The 18120-nt window shown below is 71.0% G+C and carries 18 protein-coding genes; 8 read left to right on the forward strand and 10 right to left on the reverse strand.

Features of this window, described 5'->3' with window-relative positions:
* Nucleotides 1-8: 8 nt before the first annotated feature.
* Together IF22_RS0109120 and IF22_RS0109125 are read right to left on the reverse strand one after the other, a co-directional pair.
* Entirely contained in the window at nt 9-1046 is a 1038-nt protein-coding gene (locus IF22_RS0109120) for a hypothetical protein (RefSeq protein WP_030330346.1), read from the reverse strand.
* Nucleotides 1046-1315 carry a hypothetical protein gene (locus IF22_RS0109125; RefSeq protein ID WP_030330347.1) on the reverse strand — a complete coding sequence of 90 codons (270 nt, stop codon included), beginning with the start codon at nt 1313-1315 and terminating at the stop codon, nt 1046-1048. The genes IF22_RS0109120 and IF22_RS0109125 overlap by 1 nt, the downstream gene beginning before the upstream one ends.
* A 535-nt stretch (nt 1316-1850) precedes the next feature.
* Here IF22_RS0109125 and IF22_RS0109130 point away from each other — a divergent pair.
* Nucleotides 1851-2282, forward strand: coding sequence for a carboxymuconolactone decarboxylase family protein (locus tag IF22_RS0109130; protein ID WP_051708279.1), 432 nt, complete (start codon nt 1851-1853; stop codon nt 2280-2282).
* A 145-nt stretch (nt 2283-2427) separates the two neighbouring features.
* Here IF22_RS0109130 and IF22_RS0109135 read toward each other — a convergent pair whose 3' ends face one another.
* Nucleotides 2428-2976, reverse strand: a complete 549-nt coding sequence (locus IF22_RS0109135; RefSeq protein WP_030330349.1) for a TetR/AcrR family transcriptional regulator — start codon at nt 2974-2976, stop codon at nt 2428-2430.
* Nucleotides 2977-3199: 223 nt separating this feature from the next.
* Here IF22_RS0109135 and IF22_RS0109140 point away from each other — a divergent pair, with 223 nt between their 5' ends.
* Nucleotides 3200-4624, forward strand: coding sequence for an aldehyde dehydrogenase (locus tag IF22_RS0109140; protein ID WP_030330350.1), 1425 nt, complete (start codon nt 3200-3202; stop codon nt 4622-4624).
* Nucleotides 4625-4670: 46 nt separating this feature from the next.
* Nucleotides 4671-6110, forward strand: coding sequence for an MFS transporter (locus IF22_RS0109145; protein ID WP_030330351.1), 1440 nt, complete (start codon nt 4671-4673; stop codon nt 6108-6110).
* Between the two features lie 230 nt (nt 6111-6340).
* Here the strand turns inward: IF22_RS0109145 and IF22_RS0109150 are convergent, their stop codons facing one another.
* A complete protein-coding gene (locus tag IF22_RS0109150; RefSeq protein ID WP_030330352.1) occupies nt 6341-7360 on the reverse strand; it encodes an aldo/keto reductase in 1020 nt (339 codons plus the stop codon).
* A 172-nt stretch (nt 7361-7532) separates the two neighbouring features.
* On the opposite strand from IF22_RS0109150, the gene IF22_RS0109155 reads away from it, so the two are divergent.
* From IF22_RS0109155 to IF22_RS0109165, 3 genes are all read left to right on the forward strand, one after another.
* Nucleotides 7533-8000, forward strand: a complete 468-nt coding sequence (locus tag IF22_RS0109155) for a GNAT family N-acetyltransferase (RefSeq protein ID WP_030330353.1) — start codon at nt 7533-7535, stop codon at nt 7998-8000.
* Nucleotides 8001-8009: 9 nt separating this feature from the next.
* The gene (locus tag IF22_RS0109160) at nt 8010-8489 is read left to right on the forward strand and encodes a hypothetical protein (RefSeq protein WP_030330354.1); all 480 of its coding nucleotides are present in this window, start codon (nt 8010-8012) and stop codon (nt 8487-8489) included.
* Between the two features lie 75 nt (nt 8490-8564).
* Nucleotides 8565-9788 carry an MFS transporter gene (locus IF22_RS0109165; RefSeq protein ID WP_051708262.1) on the forward strand — a complete coding sequence of 408 codons (1224 nt, stop codon included), beginning with the start codon at nt 8565-8567 and terminating at the stop codon, nt 9786-9788.
* A 6-nt stretch (nt 9789-9794) separates the two neighbouring features.
* On the opposite strand, the gene IF22_RS0109170 is transcribed toward IF22_RS0109165, so the two are convergent.
* Nucleotides 9795-10193, reverse strand: a complete 399-nt coding sequence (locus IF22_RS0109170; RefSeq protein WP_030330356.1) for an HD domain-containing protein — start codon at nt 10191-10193, stop codon at nt 9795-9797.
* Nucleotides 10194-10297: 104 nt separating this feature from the next.
* On the opposite strand from IF22_RS0109170, the gene IF22_RS0109175 reads away from it, so the two are divergent.
* Together IF22_RS0109175 and IF22_RS0109180 are read left to right on the forward strand one after the other, a co-directional pair.
* The gene (locus IF22_RS0109175; protein ID WP_030330357.1) at nt 10298-11242 is read left to right on the forward strand and encodes an RNA polymerase sigma-70 factor; all 945 of its coding nucleotides are present in this window, start codon (nt 10298-10300) and stop codon (nt 11240-11242) included.
* 82 nt (nt 11243-11324) lie between these two features.
* Complete coding sequence (locus IF22_RS0109180) at nt 11325-12512, forward strand: NAD(P)/FAD-dependent oxidoreductase (RefSeq protein ID WP_030330358.1); 1188 nt, start codon at nt 11325-11327, stop codon at nt 12510-12512.
* 35 nt (nt 12513-12547) lie between these two features.
* Here the strand turns inward: IF22_RS0109180 and IF22_RS0109185 are convergent, their stop codons facing one another.
* The 5 genes from IF22_RS0109185 to IF22_RS0109205 all read right to left on the reverse strand — a co-directional run bounded on the left by IF22_RS0109185 (nt 12548) and on the right by IF22_RS0109205 (nt 18119).
* The gene (locus tag IF22_RS0109185; RefSeq protein WP_030330359.1) at nt 12548-13051 is read right to left on the reverse strand and encodes a hypothetical protein; all 504 of its coding nucleotides are present in this window, start codon (nt 13049-13051) and stop codon (nt 12548-12550) included.
* A 96-nt stretch (nt 13052-13147) separates the two neighbouring features.
* Nucleotides 13148-13456 carry a hypothetical protein gene (locus tag IF22_RS0109190; RefSeq protein WP_030330360.1) on the reverse strand — a complete coding sequence of 103 codons (309 nt, stop codon included), beginning with the start codon at nt 13454-13456 and terminating at the stop codon, nt 13148-13150.
* Nucleotides 13457-13608: 152 nt separating this feature from the next.
* A complete protein-coding gene (locus IF22_RS0109195) occupies nt 13609-14493 on the reverse strand; it encodes a hypothetical protein (protein ID WP_030330361.1) in 885 nt (294 codons plus the stop codon).
* A gap of 40 nt (nt 14494-14533) precedes the next feature.
* Entirely contained in the window at nt 14534-15253 is a 720-nt protein-coding gene (locus IF22_RS0109200; RefSeq protein ID WP_156057397.1) for a hypothetical protein, read from the reverse strand.
* Between the two features lie 94 nt (nt 15254-15347).
* Entirely contained in the window at nt 15348-18119 is a 2772-nt protein-coding gene (locus IF22_RS0109205) for an AfsR/SARP family transcriptional regulator (protein WP_030330363.1), read from the reverse strand.
* Nucleotide 18120 lies beyond the last annotated feature (1 nt).

Consider the following 18120-nt stretch of genomic DNA (forward strand, 5'->3'; position numbering starts at 1 on the left):
GCGTCAGCTCAGACGTACGGCCGTTTGGCGTACGCCTCGCGGAGCGCCGTCAACCCGGGCGCCTTCGGCGTCAGGGTGCCCCAACCGGAGTTGAAGTAGTTGGTCCGCACGATCCGTGGTCCACGCTCGGCGTTGAGCTGGGCGATCGCCGCCGGCACGGTGGCGATCCAGGCGGCCTGGTTCGGGATCTCGGCCACCCGCACCCCCCACTCGGCGATGATCACCGGTCGGGACAGCGCCACCGGGCCGAGATCGGCCACCGCCCAGTCCTTGGTGCGACGGAACCGGGCCAGCGCGGTGTGGCTGGCGTTGGTGGCGTACGCGTTCCACTGGAGATAGTCGAGGCGGGACATCAGCGACTCCGGGTGGGTGCGCTGGAAGCAGGCCCTGTCGAAACCGCCGAGCCCCACCGAGAAGGTCGTGCCGGCCGGCAGCGTCCGCGCCTTGAACCACGTGAGGATGTAGTTCATCGCCTGCACCGCCCGCGCGTCCGACTCGGCCCAGCTGTACGCCTTGCCGTCCTCGGTGGTGCCGAACTCGTGGTCGGTGTCCAGTTCCGAGGCGAGCTGGATGTTCACCCCGAAGCCGAGCGTGCGGTACTGCGACAGCGCGCGGGCCAGCAACCCGTCGCACTGCCCCTTGATCACCTGCCCGTACCCGTACGCCCTCGGCCAGGTCGTGCCGGGTCGCTGCTGGATGGTCATCGTCGGTGCCGGCACGGTGTAGCTGGTGCCGTCCACCGAGAAGCTCTGCGTTCCGTAGTTCGAGGCGCCGTAGTGTTTCAACTCCAGGACCATGTTCATCTGCACACCGGCCTTGCCCAGGTTGACCAGCCAGGGCCGGTTGTAGCCGGGGAAGATGTAGCCGTCCGCGAGGCTGCGGTACTGGGTGAGTGACCGGAAGTTGCCGCCGGCCATGTCGGCGGTCGGATCGGCGCCCCCGGAGAGGTAGTAGCCGCCGAGCACCGGTTGTCCCAGGCTGTAGTCGGCGGCGGCCGTCGCGGTGTTGCCGGCGGCGTCACGGACCTGGACGGTGACCCGGGGCATCACGCCACCGACCGATACACGGCCACGGAGCCGTTGTCGGAAACCCGGGTCCAGGTACGCCCGGAGTTGTCGGAGACGGTCACGGTGAGTGGGTCGATGACCGCCGTGACCTTGACCGGCGCGCTGCTGTTGCCCTGCGCGTCGGTGACCACGATGGTGACGGTCAGCGGCTTGGTGTCGGCGTCCGAGTAGGTCACGGTCAGCAGCATCTGGTCACCCGGCGCGAAGACGGATGCGTTCAAGGCTGCGGTCGCGGTGGGAGCGGCCATGTCGGGCCCTTTCTGGCTCGGTCGCCAGGGCTCGGCGCGCGGTCGAGCGACGCCGGACCCCGGCGGGGTCCACGGTGCGAAAGGCCGGCGGGGCACGGGGGCGGCGGCACGGCCGGCGGACGGCGTTGCCTGACAGCCGACGGTGCTGACGTCCCTGTCCCGGTGGGCGGAGGCACCGCTGCGGGCGCCCGCAGGGTGTCGGTGGCAGCCTCGGCCTGTCGTACGCGCGATCGGAGCGGCAGCTGTGCCGTGACCGTCGCGGCTTCGAGGCCGGGCTGGGTGAGGGCGGCACCGGTACGGACGATCTTGTCCGAACCGGGCCGGAGGATCGGGATGTGGCCCGCCACCCGTCTACCTCCACCTGCCCCAAGAGTGCTCTACCAGGGGCTTTACCGTCTTGTCCGAATTGCGACAAGGCTCCGGTGGGGCTCGGCGCGACGGTTACTCGGGCGGCATGCCGCGTACGGCCCTTCAGTCACGTTTCGAAATGCCAGATATCGTCTACTTCGTCCTTGTGCATGGAAGAGTGAGCACCATGACGACGAATCATCCGGCATCTGCGGCGACAGACCCGGGGTACGCCGCCGCGCTGGACACGGCTGAGCGTCTGCTGGGCTTCCGCTTGGAGCGCTTTCTTGGCGCCACCCCTGGTGAGCCAGCCAACGGCGCAGACTTCAAACGGATCGCGACGATGCACGCCTTCGGCGACGTCTGGCCGCGCACCGAGCACCTGGATACACGGACGCGGGCACTGGTGTCCGTCACCATCGCGGCGACGCTCGGTGTCCTGGAGCCCCTCCGTGGTCAGCTGCGCATCGCGCTCAACGCCGGCGCCACCAAGGAAGAGATCGCCGAAGTCTTTCTTCAGGTCGCGGCCTACGCTGGCGTAGCACGCGCGTTCGACGGCTACCAGGTCGCCGCCCAGGTCTTCGCCGAGAACCCCGAGCCCTCAGGCCCTGGTAAGTAAGGTCCCCCGCAGGACCTGATCACCCACCGCCGGGACCGTTACGCGGAAAGGCTCATTGGGCGGCTGAACGACGAGGTGAGCGAGCCCACGCCGTGCGGGGACGGACCCCAGCGACCCATCCGTGCAGACGCTCAGTGCCTGCCCGTCAGCTTCGCCCGACGCCGCGCAACAGCGCGTCGACGACCAGGTCGGCGGCGGGTGCGGCGGCCAGGTCGGGAAAGTTTTCCGCGGTGGCGTTCACAAGTTGGTCCAGCAGCGTCCTGACCCAGCCCGGTGGCAGGTCGGCGCGGAGTAGCCCCTCGTCGGTGGCGCGCTGGATGAACCGGTCGAGCCGCTCGCCGAGTTGCTTGCTCCGGGCCGCGGCCTCGACGTCCATGTTCATCATTGGCTTGAGGACCTGGATCGACCACCGCCGGATGACCGGGATGATGCCCTCCACATAGCGGTGCAGGGCCACCGCGACCGGTGCCTCCGTCAGCCGGGCGTCGTCGAGCGCGCGCTCGGAGGCGTCGAGCTTGGCCTGGTAGACCCCGGCGAGCAGGGCCTCCCGGGTGGCGAATCGGCGGTAGACGGTGCGCCGGTCGACGCCGGCCGTGGCAGCGATCGTGGCGATGCTGGTGGCCGGATCCTGCGCGAGCAGCCGAGCACCCACGTGGAGGACCGTGTCGAGGTTACGGGCTGCGTCGGCTCTCATAGTGCCGTCAATTCTACCCCTGTGTGGCAGGTCACGCCGCTAGTTGCACACGTTGGTGGCGAAACCAGAGATAAGCGCTACGGTTTTGTGGCAGCTAGACATACGACGCGCCACATCGTTGTGCCCCCCGATGATCGCGGCGCGGAACGCGTACGCGGCGGGGGCGGCAGTCCGGACGCCGATTACGAATCGGCCCAAAACCTGCAATAAGGGAGTAGTCACTGTGATCGTTCACGACAAGCTCTACGTTGGTGGCCAGTGGGTAGCGCCCGCCGAGGGCGGCCTGCTCGACGTCCACTCGCCACACGACAAGTCGCTGGTGGGGCGGGCCGCCGAGGCCTCACCGGCCGACGTCGACCGAGCGGTCGCCGCCGCGCGGAAGGCCTTCGACGACGGGCCGTGGCCCCGGATGACGCCGCGGGAACGCCAGGCGGTTATCGCCCGATTCAACGAACTACACGCGGCGCGGGCCGACGAACTGGCCGCATTGATCACTTCGGAGAACGGCTCCGCGTCGTGGTTCACCCGGTGGACGCTGCACGCACTGGCGGAGCAGACCGGCGCCTACCTGAGGGCCGCCGAGGCCTTCGGGTGGGAGGAACGGGCAACCGAATCCGGCCCGCTGATCCGACGCGAGCCGGTCGGTGTGGTCGCCGCGGTCATCCCGTGGAACGCCCCGCACCAGTCGGCACTGGTGAAGATGATTCCGGCGCTGCTGGCGGGCTGCACGGTCATCCTGAAGGCGTCGCCCGAGACCGCGCTGGACGCGCTGGTGCTGGGCGAGATCTTCGAGCAGGCTGGGCTGCCGGAGGGCGTGGTCAGCATCCTGCCGGCGGGCCGGGAGACGAGCGCGTATCTCGTCGCGCACCCCGACGTGGACAAGGTCGCCTTCACCGGATCGACCGCCGCCGGGCGCACGATCGCGTCCGTGGCGGGCCAGCAGCTCAAGCGGGTGAGCCTGGAGCTGGGCGGCAAGTCCGCGACGGTCATCCTGCCGGACGCGGACCTCTCGGCCGTGGTCGAGGGACTCAAGTTCCTGTCGTTCGGCAACAACGGCGAATCCTGCGTCGCGCACACCCGCATCCTGGCCCCGCGCAGCCGCTACGAGGAGGTCGTCGAGGCCGTGAAGACCATGACGGAGAGCCTCGTCGTGGGAGACCCCGCCGACCCGGGTACGTGGATCGGCCCGATGGTCCGCGCCGACCAGCAGCAGCGGGTCCGGAGCTACATCGAACTCGGCATCTCCGAGGGGGCGCGTCTCGTCACCGGCGGTCCCGAGGTGCCGGAGGGGCTCGAGGGCGGTTACTACGTACGGCCGACGGTCTTCGCCGACGTCGACAACGGCATGCGCATCGCCCAGGAGGAGATCTTCGGACCGGTCCTCGTCGTCATCGCGTACGAGGACGAGGACGACGCGGTACGCATCGCCAACGACTCCCCGTACGGGCTCGGCGGTGGGGTGTGGACGGCCGACGTCGAGCGTGGCCTGGCGCTCGCCCGCCGGATCCGTACCGGCTTCTTCACCGTCAACGGCGCCGACCCGGGCTTCGACGCGCCCTTCGGCGGCTACAAGGGCAGCGGTATCGGCCGCGAGTTCGGAGCCGTCGGCCTGGCCCAGTACGTGGAGCACAAGACCATCGCGGTCTGAGCAGGACCGCTGTCTGCTCCCGACCACCGAGAACTGGAGTCTTTTCGTGGCTCGGACCACCACCCGTACCCCCTACCGGATCACATTCGCCGTCCTCGCGGCCGGCGCCGGTTTCTTCGCGATGCTGCAGTCGCTCGTCAGCCCGGTGCTGTCGACGATCCAGCACGACCTGCACACCTCGCAGAACACCGTGACCTGGGTGCTGACGGCGTACCTGCTCTCCGCGTCGGTCTTCACGCCGATCCTCGGACGGATCGGTGACATGGTCGGCAAGGAGCGGATGTTCGTCGTCTCCCTGGTCGCGCTCATCGCCGGCTGCCTGCTGGCCGTCATCGCACCGAACATCGGCGTGCTCATCGTGGCCAGGATCGTGCAGGGTGTCGGTGGTGCCGTCTTCCCGCTGTCGTTCGGAATCATCCGGGACGAGTTCCCGGCGGCCCGGAGCACGGCGGCGATCGGGGCGATGTCGGCCCTGCTCGCCGCCGGCGGGGGACTGGGCACCGTGCTCGCCGGGCCGATCGTCGGCGCCTTCGGCTATCGGGGGCTTTTCTGGATCCCCATGGTCGTGCTGATCGCGACGGCCGTGGCGGCGCACTTCCTCATACCGGAGTCGCCCGTACGGACGCCGGGCCGGATCAACTGGCTCGCCACCGTACTGCTGTCCGGGTGGCTCGTCGCGCTGATGCTGGCGGTCAGCAAGGCCCCGGCGTGGGGTTGGACCTCGGGTAGGGTGCTCGGTCTCCTGCTCGTCGCGGTGCTCGTCCTCGCCTCCTGGGTGATCACCGAGACCCGTTCGACCAACCCGCTCATCGACATGCGGGTGATGCGCCTGCCGACGGTGTGGACCACCAACCTGGTCGCGCTGCTCTTCGGCGCGGGCATGTTCGCCATCCTCGCGTTCCTGCCGCAGTTCGTGCAGACCCCGACGGTCGCGGGCTATGGGTTCGGGGCCAGCGTCACCGAGGCGGGGCTGTTGCTGGTGCCGATGCTCGTCGCCATGTTCCTGACCGGCATCGTCAGCGGCCGGATGGAGCGGATTCTCAGCGGTAAGGCACAACTCGCCGCGGGCTCCGCCTTCAGCGTGGTCTCGTGCGCCCTGCTCGCCGTGGCCCACGACGCACGCTGGCAGATCGTGGTCGCCTCGTCCGTGTTCGGGGTCGGCATCGGCCTGGCGTACGCGTCCATGACGAACCTGATCGTGCAGAACGTCTCGGCCGCGCAGACCGGTGTGGCGGCGGGGATGAACGCGAACATCCGGACCATCGGTGGATCGATCGGGGCGGCCGTGATGAGCAGCATCGTCACCGGCCACCTGCGTCCGGACGGTCTGCCGTACGAGTCCGGGTTCACCCACGGGTTCGAGATGCTGACCGTCACCTCGCTCGCGGCAGTGGTGGCGGCGCTTGTCGTGCCCGCCGTCCGCCGAGCGTCCCGCACGGGCGAGAGCGGTGTGGCACCGGCCCCGCTGGTCGCGCGGCGCCCGTAGGCGAGGGCGCGTCCGACCAGCGGGCGGCGGACACAGCGACCAGGCGGCTCCACCGACCCACGTACGCCTCGTACGTGTCACCGTTCGCCCACACCGGCTGCACCATCCCGGACCGATACGACAGGCCAGGGGCCGTCGGTGCTGGCGTTCAGTCGAGATGGTCGGCGGGGCGGTCTGGAGCAGCCAGACCAGCGGCGGGACCAACGGCGCCGCCCACCGCACCCGTTGGCTCAGCGACGCCGCAGCGCCGGGTCGAGCAGGGCGGGCGGGGTGTCGAACTTCTCGCCTGCGGCGAGGTCGACCCCGGGTGCGACGATCGCGTCGATCGCGTCGAGCACGTCGGCCGGGAGCACGGTGTCCGCGGCGGCGAGTTGGGCGTGCAGGTGGTCGATGGTGCGGGGGCCGATGATCGCGCTGGTCACGGCCGGGTGCGCGGTGACGAACCCGAGTGCGAGCTGGATCAGGGTGAGCCCCGCCTCGTCGGCGACGGTGGCCAGCTGCTCGACAGCGTGGAGCCGGGCCTGGTTGGCCGGGATGCTGAGGTCGAAGCGGGCGGGCAGGATCGCCGAGCGGCTGGTGGTGATCTCCCGGCCGGCGCGGATCGCGCCGGAGAGCCAGCCCGAGGCGAGCGGGCTCCAGGCGAGCACGCCGAGCCCGTACTGCTCGGTCACGGGCAGGACGTGGGCCTCGATCCCCCGTTGCAGGATCGAGTAGCTGGGCTGCTCCGTGACGTACCGGCCCAGGTGGTGCTCCCTTGCAGCCCATTCGGCCTGCACGATGCGGTACGCGGGGAAGGTCGAGGAGCCGAAGTAGCGGATCTTTCCCGCCCGTTGCAGGTCGGTCAGCGCCGACAGGGTTTCCTCGTCGCTGGTGGTCGGGTCCCACCGGTGGATCTGGTAGAGGTCGACGTGGTCGACGCCGAGGCGGCGCAGGCTGTTGTCCAACTCGGTGACGAGCCAGCGGCGCGAGCTGCCCCGCTGATTGCGCTCGTCGCCCATCGGCATGCCGGCCTTCGTGGCCAGCACGATGTCGTCGCGACGGCCGGCGATGGCTTTGCCGACCAGTTCCTCCGACTCCCCCTGGCTGTACATGTCGGCGGTGTCGATCAGGTTGATCCCGGCCTCCAACGCGGCGTCGACGATCGCCGTCGCCTCGCCCTGGGTGGTGTGCCCCAGTTTGCCGAAGTTCATTGCGCCGAGCACGAGGGTGCTGACCTGGACGCCGGTGCGCCCGAGGGTGCGGTACTGCATGACTGTTCCTCCACGGAAGGGTGAGGTGACACTGGCCCACCGGCTCTGACATCCTGAGCAAGTGGAACCACGTTCCGCTACGAACGATACGGAACGCTGTTCCGTTTGACAAGTGACGGAGGCGACGGCGGGGTGGCCGGCGAGGGCGCCGGGCCGCAACAACTTATTGATCATGGCGGACTGGGAGCTTCGGCCGGCTTCGGCGACGGACGTCGAGGCGGTGGCCGAGTTGCGGGCGGTGGTGCTGCGGGCCGACCTGGAGCGGCTGGGGCGGTACGACGACCAGCGGGTGCGGCAGCGCCTGCGGGACGGCTTCGCGCCGGCGTACACCTGGGTTGTCGAGGTGGACGGCGCGTTCGCCGGCTGCGTGGCGCTGCGACCGGACGGGGACGCCCACTGGCTGGAGCACTTCTACCTGGCTCCGCGGCTACAGGGCGGCGGCATCGGCACGGCCGTGCTGCGCGAGTTGCTGGAGCGCTGCGATCGCGACGGCACCCCGGTTCGCCTGAACGTGCTGCGGGGCAGCCCGGCCCGACGGCTGTACGAGCGGCACGGTTTCACCGTCGACGCCGAGGATCCGGTGGACGTCTTCCTGGTCCGCGCGCCCAGGATGATCAGCGACGAGGGCTTGTCAATGTAATGTTGACAGATGACGTCGGAGCTGGATCGGCTCGCGGAGGTGCGCGCCGCCCGCGCTCGCCTGGACGAGCAGGAGCTGGAGATCATCGATCGGGCGCGCCACGACGGTGCGACCTGGGCGCAGATCGCGACAGCCCTCGGCCTCGGCAGTCGACAGGCCGCCGAGCAGCGGCGACAGCGGCTGGTGGCGGCGCGGTGGTCGCGGCGGCAGCAGCTAGACCTCCGGCTGCCTCCGCAGGTCGCGGCACTGCGGACGGCGGTCGCCGACCTTGCCCGGTGGATCGGCGCCGATCAGCGGTGGGACAACCGTTTTCGCCGCGCGGCTCTGGTCCGGAGCACTGTGGAGACCGCGTTGGATGCCGCCCCGGGCTCGCTGTACGCGCTGGCAGTGCACCTCGCCACCGACCTCACCGAAGCGGGCGAGCGACTGCCCGCGCCCGCCCGAACCACCGCAATCACGATCAACGCCGCGCTGTCAACGCAGCGTTGACAGCGTCGAACCGCATTGCGTGCATCTAGCTCACGCCTGAGGATGTGAGTCACCTCGACTCAACTCGGAGCGCTCATGCGTCGCAACGCGAGCCTGTTCGTGGCGATCTCCCTGCTGTCCGGCTTCGGCAGCAGCGCGATGTCACTGGTCAACGGCATCTGGATCCTGGACCTCACCGGCTCCACCGGCCTCGCCGCCCTCGCCGGGCTCTGCGTGTACGCCCCGGTGCTCGCCGGGCCCTGGCTGGGCGGCCTGCTCGACCGGGTGCCCCGGCGACCGTTGGTCATCGCCGTCAACCTCCTGTTGGCAGCCGCCCTGCTGACCCTGCTCACGGTGCGGGGGCCCGGGCAGACCTGGCTCATCTTCACCGTCTCGTGCGCGTACGGCGTCAGCTACGTGCTGATCGACGCCGGCGAGACGGCGCTGCTGCCGTCGGCGCTCGCACCCACTGAACTCGGCGACGTCAACGGGTGGCGCTCCAGCGCGCAGGAGGGCATGAAGCTCGTCGCTCCCCTCGCCGGGGCCGGCCTCTACGCGTGGCAGGGCGGTCCCGCCGTCGCCGTGCTCAGCGCCGCGATGCCGATCCTGGTCGCCGTCCTGTACGCGGTGCTCCGGCTGCGCCGGACGGCCGCCGACCAGCGGATCGAACCCGGCGGCGGCCCGCGTACCGGATTGGTGGCCCTGTTCGGAGAGCGGGCGACACGTCTGCCGGTCGTGCTCGCCGCGGTGTCCATCGCCATGTCCGGCTTCACGACGGCGGGGATCTACGCGATCGTCGTGACCGAGCTGCGGCTGCCGACGACGTTCCTCGGTGTGCTGGCCAGCGCGCAGGGGGCCGGTTCGATTCTCGGTGGCCTCGTCGTCGGCCGGCTCATCGCGGCCCGGGGTGCCGTTGCCGTCGGTGTCGCCGGCACGGCGCTGTTCGCGCTCGGCTGCCTGGCACGTTGCCTGCCGTGGTGGCCGGCGACCGTCCTCGGGGCGGTGGTGGCCGGCGTGGGCCTGCCCGCGACCCTGGTCGCGGCCGTCACCGCCGTGCAGACCCACACGCCGGCGGCGCTGCTGGGACGGGTCGCCGCGACGGCCAACACCGCGATGTTCGGACCGCTCGTCGCGGCGATCCCCCTCGGCTCCGCAGCCGTGCACCTGGGCGCCCGCCCGCCGCTCATCGTCGCCACGGCGATCTGCCTGACAGCAGCGGTGGCCGCCACGGTCACCCGTCGGTCGACGGCGCGCGGCCGGACGCCGACCATGCCCGCCCCGCCGCACCGGAAGGCCGGAACGAGCCCGGCGAGCCGCTGACCGCTGTCACCCGCGTACCGGATGGGTTGCCTGGAACGCGAGCCGAAGGTCCGCGTCGGCGGCGATCCGGTCGAGGATGTCGTCCAGGTCGAGGAAGACCGACTCGTATCCGGCGGGCTCGTGCGCGGACCCGGGACCGGACAACTCCTCCGGGTGCCGGACCTTGCCGACGTCGTGGGTGGCGGCACCGAAGAGCACCGCCTCCCGGTCGAACGGGAGCTGCGGGAACCGGGCCGCCACCGCGTCGGTGAGCTGCGCGGCGACCTCGTGCACCGCCCGCAGGTGCGCGGCGAGACGCGGCGGCGCGTGCAGGGTCTCCAGCAGGGCGACGACCTGCTCGGGCAGGGGCCGCAGCGGCGGGTCCGCGGGGGCGGTGAGGGCACGGCGCAGCGCATCGGACGTCACCACCGAAAGGGTACGACCACCGCGCCGCCCTGCCCCGGGTGAACCGTGTCGACGTACGCCGTCGATCGGCCGGCGAGGTCGCGGGCGTGGTTGACTATCGAACCATGCCGCTCAGTCCGGACGAGGTGGAGCTGTTCGAGCGCTCCAGGGCCCGCCTGGAGGCGATCGCCTATCGCCTGCTGGGCTCGGCCAGCGACGCGGAGGACGCCGTCCAGGACACGTTCCTGCGCTGGCAGGCCGCCGAGCGGGAGCACGTCGAGACGCCCGAGGCATGGCTGACGAAGGTCCTCACCAACGTGTGCCTCAACCAGCTCACCTCGGCGCGGGCCCGGCGGGAGACCTACGTGGGCACCTGGCTGCCCGAACCGGTCCTCGCCGGGGACCGGATGCTCGGCCCCCTCGACACCGCCGAGCAACGCGAATCGGTCTCGATGGCGGTGCTCACCCTGCTGGAGCGGTTGTCGCCCAACGAGCGCGCGGTGTACGTGCTGCGGGAGGCGTTCGGCTACTCGCACGGTGAGATCGCCGAGATCCTCGGCATCACCGAGTCGAACTGCCAACAGACCTACCGGCGCGCCAAGCAACACGTCAGCGCCGAGCGGGCCCGCGCGGAGGTCGACCGGGCCACCGCCCGGAAGATCGTCGCGGAGTTCCTCACGGCGGCGAACAACGGCGAGATCCAGCGGCTGGTCGAGTTGCTGACCGACAACGTGACGAGCACCGCCGACGGCGGCGGCAAGATCCCGGCCCGGTCCGCGCCGATCGTCGGCGCACTGGCGGTGGCGAAGTTCCTGCGCGGCCTGTTCAAGCCCGCCGACGTCAAACGGGACCTGGTCGGCGGCAGCCCCGCCCTGCACGTCGCCACCGCCAACGGCGCTCCGGCGGTGGTGGTCGTGGTCGACGACCGGGTCATCGGCGTGATGTCGCTGCAGGTGACGCCCGAGGGGGTCACCGCCATCCACAACCAGGTCAACCCCGACAAACTCGTCCGCGCCAGCCGGCAGTGGTCCGTCTCCGAGCACGAGGATCCCGCCCTGCACGTCTGGTGATCCAGCTCATAGCCCGCTCCTGTCAGGAATCGGGGCGCTGTCCGGTTCAGGAAGCGACCACCACCGAGACAGGAGTGCCACCATGAAGCACCGCATCGTCGTCCTCGGAGCGGGCTACGCCGGAGCCATGGCCGCTGGGCGCCTCGCCAAGCGGTTGCACCCCGGCGACACCGAGATCACCGTCGTCAACGCCGACGCGGATTTCGTCGAGCGGGTCCGCATGCACCAACTCGCCATCGGGCAGGACCTCAAACCCCGCCCGCTGAGCGAGATCTACGCCGGCACCGACGTCACGCTCCGGTTGGCGCGGGTCACCGCCGTCGACGCCGACCGCCGGACCGTCGCGCTCGCCGACGACCACGGCACCGACGAGATCGCCTACGATACGCTCGTCTACGCCCTCGGCAGCACCGCCGCCGACCATGGCGTCCCCGGGGTCGCCGAGCACGCGTACGACATCGCCGGCAGGCCGTCGGCGCTGCGGTTGCGCGACCGCCTCGCCCACCTCGCGGCCGGCGGGACCGTGCTCGTCGTCGGCGGCGGCCTCACCGGCCTCGAAGCGGTCACCGAGATCGCGGAGGCCCGGCCGGACCTCCGTGTCGCGCTCGCCGCCCGCGGTGGTCTCGGTGACTGGCTCAACGGCAGGGCGCAGCAGCACCTGCGCGGCGTCTGCGACCGGCTCGGCATCACCGTGCACGAGCACGCCGACATCGCGCGGGTCGAGGCGACCGGCGCGCTCACCCGCGACGGTCGGGAGATCCCGGCCCAGGTGACAATCTGGACGACCGGCTTCGCCGTGCACCCGATCGCCGCCGCCACGACCCTGGCGGTCGCGGAGACCGGGCAGATCATCGTCGACGACAGCATGCGGTCGGTCTCCCATCCCGAGGTGTACGCGGTGGGCGACGCCGCGATCGCCGCGGGACCGGGCGGCAAGCCACTGCGGATGTCGTGCGCCTCGGGCATCCCGATGGCCTGGCAGGCCGCCGACGCCATCGCCGCGCGGCTCACCGGTCGGACGAAGTTCCCCAAGGCCCCGCTGCGCTACTTCAACCAGTGCATCAGCCTCGGCCGCCGCGACGGCATCATCCAGTACGTCACCGCCGACGACCGGGCCAAGCCGGCTCTGCTCACCGGGAAGCTGGCGGCCCGCTACAAGGAGATCGTCTGCGCGGGCGCCGCCTGGAGCATGTCCCACCCGGTGCTGTACCCGGTCCGCCGCCACCGCGTCGTCGCGACCCGATCGGAGATCCGCACCGGCGTGTCCTGACCCGGTCGCGGACTGCGGCTCGGCCGGGCCCACCGTCAGGGGCTGGCCGAACGCGCGGTCCTGCGGAGATACCGCGCCAACGGCCGCCGACCCAACTTCAACGCCGCGTTGGTGACCGCCTGGTCCCGTTGCAGGGAGAGCTCGGCGAACCGGGCGCGCACATCGGTCAGCGGTTGGTGTGGTGCCCAGATCGTCCGAAAGGCCCTGGCCTGGTCGGCCAGGGCCTGGTTGGTCGCAGCGGAGACGAATGCCACCTCGCTGCGGTGCGCCGCGCCGGAACTACTCGCGATCGAGGCCAGGCCGGCGGCCACCAGGGCGGCGATCGCGGCTACCGTGCCCAGCTCAGCCGAGGCCAGCCCGGCAGCCCCCGAAGCACCCGCGATCACCGCCGACAAGACGGTGGTCAGGGTGTTCCAGCGTTGCCACCATGCGGCCTGTTTCCGCTGCAGCACAGCCCAGCTGTCGTGCCGCTGTTCGAGCAACTCGGCTTCAGCGATGAAGACGGCGCGCTCTCGCTGCTCTTCATCCAGGTGCGACATTCTGTCAGCGTCCGACATCGTCGGGATCCTGTCCCCAGCAGTGTCGATCTCCGGACATTGACCGGAGCTTCTGGTCCGCCGGCGCGAGCCGGCGACTCACTCCTCCGGCTGTTGATCCGTGGCTGCCCCACCGGACTCAGCCTGGCGCCCGGCCAGCCAGACGGCGTGCTCCTTGAGCAGGTATCCGATCCAGTAGACCGCGAAGAGGATCAGGAAACACGCGAAGAACACCCCCGAGACGATGCTCGCGATGATGAGTGCTTCCCGGCCGTCGCCCGCCCCGTGCGCGGCAAAGGCAATCAGGCCCAGCACGAAGAAGAGGACCATGTAGAGCGGCAGTGTCGAACTGTCCGCCGGGTGGGACGAGCGGGACGGCCACGGGACGCGAGGGTCGCTGCTGATCACCTGAGGAGTATCGGGGCACGCCCGGTTCGCGGCTGTCCCTGCCGGACACGCACTGGCGCTGTCGCCGGTGACCAGCAGCCGCGGGCATGCGGTCCCGCTCCGCCTCGACCGGTGGGGTCGATCCGGAGCGGGACCGTCCGACGGCCTACCCGTCAGAACCCGCCCCATTGCCGGGCCGAGCATTTCCAGGTCTTCCCGCCATCCTGCGAAACGCAGAACACCAGGATCTTGCCGAGGATCGGCAGGTTGAGGGTGAAAAGGTGCCCCTTGGTCTTCGCGTACACGACACCGGACTTCTCCGCGATGTCCGCAAGCGCCCACCCGGGATCCGGCCCGTCCACTGTCGCCACCCGCCGCAAGGACTCGACGTCCTTGCCGTCGAGCAGTGCCTTGATCTCATCCGCCGACGGCTCACCCTCGCCGACCAGGGTCTCCACGGTGTCCGGGCCGTCGACGGCGACGCCGTTGGCCTTCTCGAAGGCAGCCTTCGTCTCGCCGATCGTGGTGCCGCCGGCCAGGTCGAGGGTGAGGATCAGGTCGCCCGTCCGGCGCGACAGCAGGCATTCCCAGATGGACTTGCCCGACGCGACGCACATGGTCAGACACCACTCCCGGCCGTCGGGGGCGGACGACGCGAAGAGCAGTGAGGTCGCCGTCGGGCTGTCGCCGGTGCCGTCGTACGTCCCGTCGGCGAGGTCGGCCATGGTCGTGCCGAGGACGCCCCGGCTGCCCGCAATCGTGCCGACGACAGTGACACCGTCGACCTCCTTGCCGGTGGCCAGCGCTTCGAGCTCGTCGCCGGTGAGGTTCCGCCCGCCGGTGTCGACGGCCAGCACCTTGTCCAGGTCGCCGACGGGCCGGCCGGTCAGCTCCTCGAACCGTTGCAGCATCGTCCCCGGCGCACCGGGGTGGTCGGTGATCGTCGTCCGGGCCGCACCGTCGGCGGCCTGCGACGGCGCGTACGAGGCGGTCAGCCCGACGATCAGGGCGGTCGTGACGATGGCGGCGCGCCTGGTGATGTCCCGCAGAGTTGTCATCTTCTTCCCCTCACTGTCTCGATGAGCACTGTCGGTCGGGCTACCAGCGGCACGTGACGATGTCGCCGACATCGTTGGGGGATCCCCAGTCGCAGTGGTCGTCGATCCACTCACCGATCTCGCCGATCGTGTCGACGATCCAGGCGAACACCGACTTGATCGCTCCCCAGAGGCTGAAGTAGACGACTGTCGTCTCGGGTGTGCCGCCGGCCTCGTCGATGATCTCCTTCGTCGACATGGCGGCGTCCGGCTTCTCGACGATGTCCAGCACCCGTACGCCGGTGTCGTCCTTGCCCGCCAGCAGCGCCGCGACCTGCTCCGGGGTCCGCTGCTTGCCGTCGTCGACCGCCACGATCGCGCGGTCGACGAACACCTCCCGGCTGCCGCTGACGGCCTGGGCGATGCCGGCGATCTCGCCCACTGTGAGGTCGTTGCCGAGCGCCGGCCCGGTGAACCGCCGGACCGACACGGCACCGGCCGGGTCGACCTGAATCTCACCGGCCGTGATCAGGTCGTCGGCCGCGAAGGGCGCCCAGCCGAACGTCCACAGTCCGCCGACGCAGCGGAACGCGCCGTACTCCTTGCCTTCGGGCGCTGTCTCGGTACGGACGGTTCCGCCGCGTTCGTCGACGTGCTGGACCACGCAGTCGGCGCCCTTCCGCGGCGGCTTGACGGTCTGGGCCACGGCGGCGGAGGACATGGCCAGCACCGTCGCGCTGGCCACCCCGATCACCGCGAGGCGGTGTGCCAAAAGACTCATCGAACGCTCCATTCCTGGTGCGGAAGAAACTGGTGTCCGAAGAGTGCCGGGCCGCGCTGAAGCGGCCCGGAAACGGCGCTGAAAGCGGGGTACGTCAGTGCAGTCGACTCGCGTCGAGCTGGTCGAGGTTGGCGCGGATCGAGTCGGCGTCGGCATCGCCGAGTTCGTCGAGGATGGTCAGGGCCCGCCGCCAGGCGGCACGGGTGGCACCGAGGTCACCGAGCGCCCGGTGGCTGCCGCCGAGGTTGACGTACGTGCTCGCCTCGGCGTACCGGTCGTGGACCTGCGTGAAGAGTTCGAGGGCGTGCTCGTAGCAGGCGATCGCCCGCCGGTCGTCACCGAGCTGGTGGTGGGCGTGGCCGAGGCTGTCCCAGGTGTCGGCCTGCCCCTGGACGTCGTCCACCTCCTGCAACATCCGCAGCGCCTCACCGCACGAGGCAAGGGCGCTGTGGTAGTTGCCGAGCAGCGCCTCCTGCCAACCGACCGCGTTGAGGGTGTAGCCCTGACCCGCCCGGTTCCCCGCCGACCGGAACAGGGCCAGCGCCCGCCGGGAGTGGGTGAGCGCCTGCTGGTGCTGGCCCTGCCGCTCCGCCAGCTGACCAAGGTTCAGGCAGGTGTGTGCTCGTCCGGCGTCGTCGCCGACGTCGGTGAACAGGTCGAGCGCCCGCCGCAGGTGGTCGTCGGCCTCGTCGTACCGTCGGAGCCGGGAGCAGGCGAGACCAAGGCTGCGGTGCGCGTGGCCCTGCCCGGCCTGATCCCCGATGCGGGACGCGGCGGCCAGCGCGATCCGTTGCGTGCCCAGCCAGTCCTGCCAGTGCCCCTGCCGGTGCAGGAAGCCGGCCATGGCCCAGGCGAGCCGCCAGGCGTGCCCCTCGAACCCGGACCGCGCCGCGAGCGGCACCGCGGCGAGCAGGACGGGAACCTCGGTGCTGAACCACGCCGCGGCGGCCGACCGGTTCCGGGGTCGTTCCGGCAGCACGCCCGCGCGGGGCGGCGGGAGGCTGATCGCGCTGAAGTGCGGGTGCAGTGCGAGGTCGGCGGCGTGTGCGGTGTGCAGGCAGTGGTCGAGCAGCCGGTGCACGGCGGCTTGCTGCTCGGCCGGCGGCTCCGCCTCGTCGGCGAGGCTGGCCGCGTACGCGCGCAGCAGGTCGTGGAACGCGTAACGCCCGTACGTGTGCTCGGTGAAGAGATTCGCCCGGGTCAGCTCGGTGAGCAGCGGACCGATCGCCGGCCCGTCAGCGCCGGCCAGGCTTGCCACGGCCGGGGCGGACACGTCCGGGCCGGGATGCAGGCTCAGCAACCGGAACAGTCGGGCAGCGGGTGGGCTGAGCGTCCGGCACGACCAGGAGAAGACCGCCCGGACGTCGGTGGCCTCGTCACCCGCGTGGAAGGCGTCCAGGTCGCCCAGCTCACCGGCGACGGCCGCCAACGAGAACTGCCGGTTGGTGGCGGCTCTGGCCGCCACGATGGCCAGGGCGATGGGTAGCCGCGCGCAGCGGTCGGCGATGTCGTCGGCCGCCGCGGGTTCGGCGGCCACCTGACGCTCGCCGAGCCGGCGGACCAGCATGTCGCGGGCCTCGCCAGGGCTCAGCAGATCGAGGGGCACCGGCTGGGCGCTTTCGGTGACGACCAGCGGGATGAGCTGGTCGCGGCTGGTGACGATCGCGAGGCAGTGCGGTGAGCCGGGCAGCAGCGGCCGGACCTGTTCCGCGTCGCGCGCGTTGTCCAACACCACCAACAGGCGCTTGCCCGCGAACGTGGTGCGGTACAAGCTCACCATCGCGTCCGGGTCGCTCGGCATCCGTGCCGCCGGAACACCGAGCGCCTCCAGGAAGCCGTGCAACGCCCGCGCCGGGTCGGTCGGTGTGGCCGCCGGGTCGAAGCCCCGCAGGTTGACGTAGAGCTGCCCGTCGGGGAAACGTGCTGCCGCGCGGTGCGCCCAGTGCACGGCGAGCGCGGTCTTGCCGACGCCGGCGGTCCCGGAGACCACGACGGCACCGCCCCGCTCGACGAGCGCGTCGAGGGCGGCCAGCTCCGCGGTGCGCCCGGTGAACGTCGGTACGGGAGGAGGCAGCTGCGCCGCCACCGGCGCCACAGCGGCAGCGGCGGGTGCGGGCGCGGCGATGGCGGTGTCCTGGCGCAGGATGGCGCACTCCAGGTCCCGCAGTCGCGGACCCGGGTCGATGCCGAGGTGCTCCCGCAGGTTGTCGCGCAGCCGTCGGTACGCGGCGACCGCCTCGCCCTGCCGGCCGTCGCGGTACAGGGCGAGCATCAGCTGAGCGTGCAGGTGCTCGTCGAAGGGGTGCTGTCGGACGAGCCGTTCCAACCCGGGAAGGAGCCCCGCGTGCTCGCCGACGGACAACCGGGCCTCGACGAGCGACCGTTCGGCCTCCAACCGCAGGCGTGCCAGGTGTTCCGCCTGCTCCTCAAGCCACGCCGACCCGGCCACGTCGGCCAACGGTGGACCCCGCCACAGCGCCACCGCCGCCGTCAGGTGCTTCACCTGCTCGTGGCCGTCCGTCGACCGCCGGGCCAGCTCGATGAGGCGTTCGGCGACCTGCACGTCGGTGGAGTCCGGCCCGGTGTCGAGCAGGTAACCGGGCTGGCGCGCCACGATCGATCCCGGCTCGCCGAGCACCCCGCGCAGATAGGAGACGTGACGCTGCAACGTGTTCGCCGCGGTGGCCGGCAGGTGGTCGCCCCAGACCACATCGATGAGCCGGTCGACGCTGACCACCCGGCCCACGTGCAGCGCCAACGTCGCCAGCACCGCCTTGCGGCGCAGGCCGTTCACCGCCTGCGGACTGCCGGCGACGACCACCTCCACCGGCCCGAGCAGCCTGACGCGCACGCCAGTGCCAGCCATT

The sequence above is a fragment of the Micromonospora parva genome (genome assembly GCF_000718515.1).
GTDB classification, from domain to species: domain Bacteria; phylum Actinomycetota; class Actinomycetes; order Mycobacteriales; family Micromonosporaceae; genus Micromonospora; species Micromonospora parva.